We start from the raw sequence: 7,701 nt of genomic DNA on the forward strand, positions 1-7,701 counted from the left end.
ATGTAATCGTGAGTTCCGATCCAGAGCTCTATGGTTTCTTTACTCTGGCGCAGCAGGTCCCAGATGCGGAGTTCTTCTGTCCCCAGTTCCCCTGGATTTTTCTGGGCATTTGCGATCATATCATCTACCGCCAGATTCATATCGACTTCACCAGAGAAGTGGAAGCAGTCAGTGCCATCGACCGTTTCCACTGAAATTTCCCCCCAGTTGACCCTATCCTCATAATTCGAGTAATTTCCCCTGATTAAGAAGCCGGGCCCCTGAGGAGGAAACTCAAAATCCGATTCTTCTTCAAAGAGTGTCCAATTGCTATCGTCGACACGATGGTAATAGGCTAATTTGCCGATTCTGATGTCCTCACTTATGTCGTCATTGTGAGATGAGGTCTGCCGGTACCGATCCGGGGCCACGAACTCGATTTGAATTGTGTCATTCTGCGTCTCACCGTTGGGGGTTGATATCAATTCGAAATTGGCCCGGTAGGACTTGACCGTGCTGCGGGCGTCCATTGCCTTTTTGATTATGGCCAGTGGTGTGTCTGTTTGCTGAGCTTTGTCCTCGCTTTCGCCACAGCCGACGAGGGGTATAATAGAGAATGTCATCAGAATCAGCAAAAACAGTGCGCGAATTTTCATAAATCACTCCTTCTCAATCAAAATGGCATTGGAGATATTTCAACAACCCTCTTTTCGGCAAAAGCCTGCTCCCGGCTGGCCGGGGATGAGGCAGGTGAAGGCGTGCCGCTGTTAGACCGGCGAAAGCGGTCCGGTGAATCCAGGGACGGATAAGGGCCATCAACCATGACCGTCTTTCCGGCATCCAGGTCAACAGCAACCTGCATCTGGTATATGGTACCCTGCCCAACCGCTATGGTAACCCCCGGATACCATAGCGCATCCGGAGAAATGTAATCTGGGATTCCTTCGTCTACAATCCTATATTCAGATGCCCACCAGGTTCCCGCTTTTTCATCGCTCCAGACGATGGCATACCAATCAATAGGCGCCATTCGGTAATCGGTTCTGCCCTGAAGCCAATCTGAAACCTCGGGGCTATTGAGCGCTATCTCAACTACCTGCGCCTTTTCAACTTCCGTCAATGGTCTGGGCTGCTGCCAGCCTCCAATTCCCACCGGCGGCGGTGACCCTTTCTCCCAGTCTGTCTTGGGTGGAGGAGGCGATGAAACAGGCGGCGGCGCAACCGTATCCTCAACTACGGTATCGAAATCAATGTCCAGCATAACATGTACTCCGGGCTCGATCTTCACCTGTCGGGGAACGTTATCGCTCTGGTCGTTCTCTATGTAATTGATATCGATGGTATACATGCCCTCCGGTAACTCGGCGCGGTAGTAACCATTACTATCCAGGCCTATCTGCTTGATGAGCTTCACGTGATCCTCATCATAAATCATCACTTTCCTTGGCTCATAGACCTCGGGAGGATAGGGTTGGCCAACTTCGTGAGGTGGATGCGGACCGATACTTGCTTTCCCTTCAAATACGCCCGTTTTGGCATTTGTGTTACCTGAATCGCCCTCGCCGCAGCCAACCGCGGTGAGCATGACAGGCAAAAACAAAATCGCCAGCACAGCAACCATCGTCGCAGGTACATGTTTTCGGATCCACATGTTAACACCCACTGTTTTCAAAACCCACTTTCGGGAACAAGCCCACCCTTACAAAATGACGCTCTAGCGGTCCGGTTTTCCAAGAGTTGATACCGCTTCTTGTCAAAAGCTTACCCATCGAAATCGGGAAGACCTGCGCCTCCTTCGTCTATCAGCAACACATCACCGGTAGGCATTGCCTCAAATGTCCACCAGTGGCATCTTTCATCATCACAATCTTTATGGATGCCGTTTTGAACAGGATCTCCCCAGCGATAAATAAATGTTACCACCACCATATCCCCTTCGATTTTTGCTTGCGTACCTCTTGTTGTTGCGGCTTCATCGCCCGCCGACGACCAGGAGGAATCGCCGATGGGAAATAGCGAGGGCTCTACTCCAGCGGGAAGAAGTTTTCGGGCTTGGGTAACGGCCCATCCGATATCGCCGGCCGGAACGGCCTCAAAGCGCCAACTGTCAAGAAGTGTTTTGAGTTCATCGGTCACTTCTTCAGAGGCATTTTGGTTGCGATATATCTCAATTTCCAAAGATCGTCCCCACTTAATAAACGATACTTCCATTGTACAGACATCAGGTTCGCTCTTCCGCCAGCAATCTTCTTCCTGTAGCAGGTCATCGAGCGGCTGGGATTCATATTCGTCATCATAGGCTTCGGGTGGTCGCGGTGGGCCACCTACCTCCATCAAAACAACGTAGACTCCACCCTCAGACATCTGTTGCAGAACGGTATCGGGGGAATACCTGGTAGCAGACTCAGTTGTTATGGCTTTTGCCCAGAATCCTTCTTCACCCCAACTGTTAAAAGCCAATTGACCCGAAAATGGATGAGCGAGCAGTACTGGCCCCTCAGTTACTGCCCATCCAGATGGTAGTGTACATTGTAAATAGAGTTCATCTGAATGGAATGGTGTTCCTCCGACATTCGATGGCTGATTTTCTTGCCCGGATTCATCATTGCAGCCAAGCATGAGGGGTACCAGTATGAGAAGAGCTATTGTTAAGCAGAACCGCTTCTTCAACGATTGCGATGGAGTATTCATGCTGCCTCCTTGACTGGCGATATCTGTCCAAAAACAGAAGGCGTTCTGTTGGCTGAGAACCTCCCGTTGGGTTTTGTCCTGTGCGTATCTTACTTTCCCCACAAGAGGTCATGGGGGAGGCTGATCGTAACCACGTGCGTATATCTTGATGCGCTTCACATCCTCTGAGAAACTCAAGTGCAGCGTGAACGGGCCGACCTCGTGAGCCTCAAGTTGAATCTGGGCTTGGCCCATAATATGGGCGCTATCGAGCGTCCATGAAACGAGTTCACCATCTTTGTTGTAACCCTTGGCCCATACGGCCACATGGAGACGTTTGGCGTTTTCGTTCTCCAGCAGACCTCTGACTATCAGTATCGGATCCCCCGGATTGACCTCCTTTGGTTCCGGACCCACCGGGTTAAGAAAATGGCCCTCGGAAATAGTAGTCGTTACGCATGTCTCCTTCAAAAGCAATCCTGCCGCACGCTCGTCTCCAGAATCCTGCTCGATATCTATCCCGGTGTCGCCAGCGCCACCAGTACCGACACACTTCCAGATGTTGACCACCAGTGTTCGCGATTCTAAGAAATGATCGCCATTGACACGGGAAAATGTAATCTCACCTGTTCCCGATTCGATGGGCTCGAACACGAAGCATTGAGTGCCTCCCAGCCCGGGAGAGAGAGGATCATCATCGATATACTCACTACTCAACAGGGAAAGTATCATTCGATCATGGCTTTCCTGCCATTTCGCCCCCAGCCTTAGGGTAATGGCCAAACAGGCCTCGAATGGTTCACCGATGGCGGCGTCGATTGTCTGTGAGGCGGGTGCATCGTAATCGAAGGTGGTTCTTGCTTCGGCCCCCGATGACTTGAAGATCAGAGTGTTGCCTCGGATGGTGAGGATATGCAGTTCATCTCCGATCAGGCGGTAGTTGGCCCACGAGGCAGGATCGTCCATATGCTGGAGCGCTTCCTTGTCCGACTCCGACAGGTCGAGAGTTTGAAAGCCTGTCCCCGTGACTATGTCTCCGCCGGAGATATTGTCGCCGGTGGCATGGTAGGTCATCAGGAAGTTCGCGCACTTGCCGTACCCTCGGGCTTGAATCTCGCTCAGGAAGCGCAGGATGTAGGCCAGATCCTCCCCGACTTCGATGCCGTTGACCGACTCCAGTTTCCACTCGGTGCCAACGAGGTCTGCCGGGTTCATGGGCAACTCTTCGATCTGCTCGAAGGAGAGCAGGACCTTTCCATCAGCATCGGCAAGATTGAGGCAGCCTTCGCCGATCTTGTAGCCCACTGTCTCCATGAGCGCCTGCTGGTATTTTGCTTCCCACTGTCCCGCCTCCTCTTCCGAGCAGCCCATCAAAGTCATGTCGATGCCTTCTGTTGAAAAGAAACCGTCGCTGGCTTGCGTAAGCTTTGCTCCATAGTAGTTGCATCCCGTCCAGCCGGTGATCTTCCAATCGTGGAAATAGAGACGGATATAGGTCTTCTCAGGGATGTCTTCACCTCGTATAGATTTCAGGAACCATTGCGTGCTCTTCAGCGCCGGATCGATGGGAATCTTCTGATTGAGCAGCTTGAATCTCAAAACGGTCTCCCCGGCAGTATTATCCAACTCCAGCCGGTTTCCGATGACGCGATACGCTTTCACGGAGGACAGAGTATCGAGATAGTCTGTCCCCTGACGGATAATGCTTTCATCAAAGAAGCCCGAAGAGACACCCTCAACAATTCCCTCTTCTGAAATAATGAATTCCCCATCCTTCGCCGTGTAGTGCAGCACGTGGGGATTGCAGCCACCGTGGCCCCGCATCATGTCGCCATTATAGAAAGTGGCCTGGATGGGGTAGGTGTCATCGAGGCGCTCTCCATTGAGCGAGGTCAGTGTCCACTCAGTCCCGTCGAGCGTATCGATGGGATAAGGTGGTTCCGACGGTGAGTCGTCATAGAGTTCCACTTCGACGATCCCTTCCAGTTCGGTGTTCTCGATATAGGGTTTGATGGTTTCCTCCCCGTTCTCGGTGAAGACGACCACCACCCAGTATTTCGGTTCGTCCTCCACACGAAGCTCGACGAAGGTTTCCGGTTCATTGGCGCGCAGCTTTGCCTGTAATTCACCGATCACCTCCTGGAGTTGCAGTCTCCGCATGGCTTCCTCAACCGAAATCCCAAGAGCCTGGGCATATCCTTCGGCTATCCGGGCCATATGCGGATCAGCCTCAGTTTGAGCTGGTGTGACCGGTGACGTATCCGTTGTCGGAACCGCCGATGAGAGCTCCGGGGAAGGCGTTTTACCTGAATCGCTATCACAGGCAGCCATTACGGAGGCAAGCACCAGAATCAACAATGCCCAGAGGGTGATGATCGATTTCATTTCAAAACTCCTCCTCAAAAGCTGAAACCATGGACTCGACGACCTTGATGGCTTCCTCCTGATTGTACCCGTCTATCCAGGCATTGAAGCCGATCTCCCCCTGGTTCCAGAAGAACCAGCACGTTGAGATATCGAAGGCCTCTATTATGGTTTCGGGGTCTTTCATGGGTATCCGCAGCAGGGCAACCTCGATGCCGTCAATGTCCAGCAGCGTCCAGTCCGGCTTGGTTTTCAAGTAGGACATGTTCTGGAGATGGCCGGATTCCTCTATCCTGATATAACTCGTGTGGATGGCATTGGATTCCGCCCAAATATAGGTCAAACTGGCATGGGGATTGGCGTCAGCCTCACCGGCACTTCCATCTTCCGGTCTATGGATCGGCCCGGAAAACCACGGCGGCGGTTCTATGCTGCCCGGCAGGTAGCTCGGCTGGATGATAGGAAACGGGAGGTGTTGCTGGGCCTGCTGGATATCCCTGGTGCGAAAATCTCCGAACTCAGCACCATATTCTTTGCCGTGCGAGTCGTAGCCCACCCCAAACCATGCCCCGCTGGAATCCTGCTTAAGCAGTTTTTGAAGCATGACCCGGTATCGGCAGTTGTCCGTCTCAACCAGAACCAGGGCAGCGCTATTCTCTTCCTGCCAGAGCAGCTTGGACTCGATCACCTCATCGCCGGACAGGAGCCCGGCCTCGCTCTGCAAATATTCCAGCGCGGTGGCCGCCGGATTGTCTCGGCGGTAAGAAAGCTCCCCATTATTACAGAAAGCCTGAACCTCCTCGATTTCCTCGATCTCGTAGGGACTGAAGGAGGAACTACCGGATTGGCAAGTGGGCGTCGTATCAACTGGAGCGTTGCCAGCCGCCGGAGGATTCCATTCCTTCGTATAAATTGTGACTTCGATGACACACCATATCCTATCCGAACCTTCACCCCCCAGTTTCTGCAGATGGACAAAATAATCATCCTGCTCCGTATCAACAAAAACGGTCGTATCTTCTCCTTCCCACACCATGGATGCATTCGCACGGTCGATCTCGCCGAAATTGAGAATATCCCGGGAATCATCCAGAAATGCCAGGGCGGTAGCCACCGGATCGTCGCGGCGATATAGCGACTCTCCCTGATTGATGAGGGCCTGCACTGCCTCGATATCGGCCGACTGATAAAGTACGGCTATGCCTTGCTTTGATCTGCCCTGATCAACCGGGGGGCCGATATCAGGTATTGGAGCTGTGCAAGGCGGATCGTCTGCATACCCGATAGATGATATCTTCTCCAAATCTCTCGCCAGAAACCAGATGTCCGTGGTTATTCCTTCCTGTCGGCCAGGTAACACATCCTCGATCGTCATTTCATCCGAGTTCGCGGCAAGATCGCGATGGTCGAACATAATGCTTGTATGACTGGTGTCGATTTTGAAATTGATATGCTCCAGTGGAATCAATTCGTTTTCCTGCATCAAATAAAGGTTATGAGAATTCCTGCTGTATCTAATGTCGTATACCGGGTAGATGGAAAGTGAAGCTCCCTCTTCACCGGTATCCAGGTTACAAGCACCGAAGGTGTCCAGATCAGCGAACAGATCGCGGGGGTATATTCCCCTTGCCTGATCTCTGGAGAATTCATGAGGGTATCGGTACCACTCGATGACTCCACCCGGCCGCAAATGGGCTCTATATTCATGATACTTATGATCAACTCCTATTCCGCTGTAACAGAGATCGAGAGCACTGATGGTTCGGTCCGCTCTCACGTAAAGATGAAATGAGGAAACAAGAGCGGTATCCTCCTGTACGGGTATTGCTTGTTGCAGCAACGGCCAGATATCGGAAAATATCAGATCATCGATGGTCGTGGGGAAACTCTCGGCAGTCGTTCCACTGTTTTGATCATCGTCACTATCGCAGGCAGCCAGGATGCCGATCAGCAGAATCAGGGTCAAAACAATAGCCGAAAGCTTGCGTTTATTCATCTTTCTTCCTCGCGCAATTTTCACTCTGGTGATGCAGTGTCACAGTCAATCTGCCTGTTGTTATCGACTGTTATCAAGAATGGACACCCAGGCACGGGCACCAGACTCCAGTGGATAGTGGCCTTGTTCCAACAGCAGGTCTCGGAAGGCCGTCCTGCCGCTACTCAGATGCTTTGTTATTACTTTGAGAGCCCAGGAAGTGATTTTGACGATTTCCTCATAGCTCAACCTCAGAATGTCAGCCAGCACCACCGCCAGACGTTGATCGGGAGGCAGCCGCATCAACTGCGCCGTCAAGAATTCATTCGGATATCCTGACGAAAATGAAACTGAGAAGCTGGGCGAATGAAGAGCCTTGGCTCTCGGCTTCTGGTCAACTGCTTTCAAACAGAGCTTTGCGGCCAACCTCAAAATCCACAGGCGAAAGTCCTCTTCCTTCAAACCATTGATCCTTTCCCATCCCGAGATGAATACCTGCCGGGTCAACTCATCGGTGTCTGCACTATGTCCAGCCATGCACCGAACGAGGTTATAAACCTGGGATTGATATTCTGTCACCAGGAGATTGTAGGCAACAAGATCACCGCTCCGGCTTCTGTTGATCAGTTCAATTTCGCTGTGCATGTCGATCTTCCGCAGACGCCTTAAACGCTCAGGACTAGGCTCTCCGCCCTCCATTATGACAGCTCAGC

The 7,701-nt window shown here is 52.0% G+C and carries 6 protein-coding genes; all 6 read right to left on the reverse strand.

All coding sequences use genetic code 11. From position 1 onward, the window contains the following. A partial coding sequence (locus PHV74_13635; GenBank protein ID MDD5095400.1) for a hypothetical protein occupies positions 1-635 on the reverse strand: 635 nt, incomplete at its 3' end. Between the two features lie 17 nt (positions 636-652). Continuing rightward, positions 653-1,630 (reverse strand): hypothetical protein, encoded by a 978-nt coding sequence (locus PHV74_13640; protein MDD5095401.1) that lies wholly within the window; start codon positions 1,628-1,630, stop codon positions 653-655. Between the two features lie 110 nt (positions 1,631-1,740). After that, the gene (locus PHV74_13645; GenBank protein MDD5095402.1) at positions 1,741-2,670 is read right to left on the reverse strand and encodes a hypothetical protein; all 930 of its coding nucleotides are present in this window, start codon (positions 2,668-2,670) and stop codon (positions 1,741-1,743) included. A 108-nt stretch (positions 2,671-2,778) separates the two neighbouring features. Then, the gene (locus PHV74_13650; GenBank protein MDD5095403.1) at positions 2,779-5,034 is read right to left on the reverse strand and encodes an META domain-containing protein; all 2,256 of its coding nucleotides are present in this window, start codon (positions 5,032-5,034) and stop codon (positions 2,779-2,781) included. A gap of 1 nt (position 5,035) precedes the next feature. Then, a complete protein-coding gene (locus PHV74_13655) occupies positions 5,036-7,009 on the reverse strand; it encodes a hypothetical protein (GenBank protein MDD5095404.1) in 1,974 nt (657 codons plus the stop codon). A gap of 60 nt (positions 7,010-7,069) precedes the next feature. Next, positions 7,070-7,633, reverse strand: coding sequence for a sigma factor (locus tag PHV74_13660; GenBank protein ID MDD5095405.1), 564 nt, complete (start codon positions 7,631-7,633; stop codon positions 7,070-7,072). Between the last annotated feature and the right edge of the window lie 68 nt (positions 7,634-7,701).

The sequence above is a fragment of the Dehalococcoidia bacterium genome, from assembly GCA_028711995.1.
In the GTDB taxonomy this organism is placed as follows: Bacteria; Chloroflexota; Dehalococcoidia; order SZUA-161; family SpSt-899; genus JAQTRE01.

Excerpts from the sequence above, each read along its gene's own strand:
- PHV74_13655 (MDD5095404.1), bottom strand. The coding sequence starts at position 7,009 with ATGAATAAACGCAAGCTTTCGGCTATTGTTTTGACCCTGATTCTGCTG.
- PHV74_13650 (MDD5095403.1), bottom strand. The coding sequence starts at position 5,034 with ATGAAATCGATCATCACCCTCTGGGCATTGTTGATTCTGGTGCTTGCC.
- PHV74_13640 (MDD5095401.1), bottom strand. The coding sequence starts at position 1,630 with ATGTGGATCCGAAAACATGTACCTGCGACGATGGTTGCTGTGCTGGCG.
- PHV74_13660 (MDD5095405.1), bottom strand. The coding sequence starts at position 7,633 with ATGCACAGCGAAATTGAACTGATCAACAGAAGCCGGAGCGGTGATCTT.
- PHV74_13645 (MDD5095402.1), bottom strand. The coding sequence starts at position 2,670 with ATGAATACTCCATCGCAATCGTTGAAGAAGCGGTTCTGCTTAACAATA.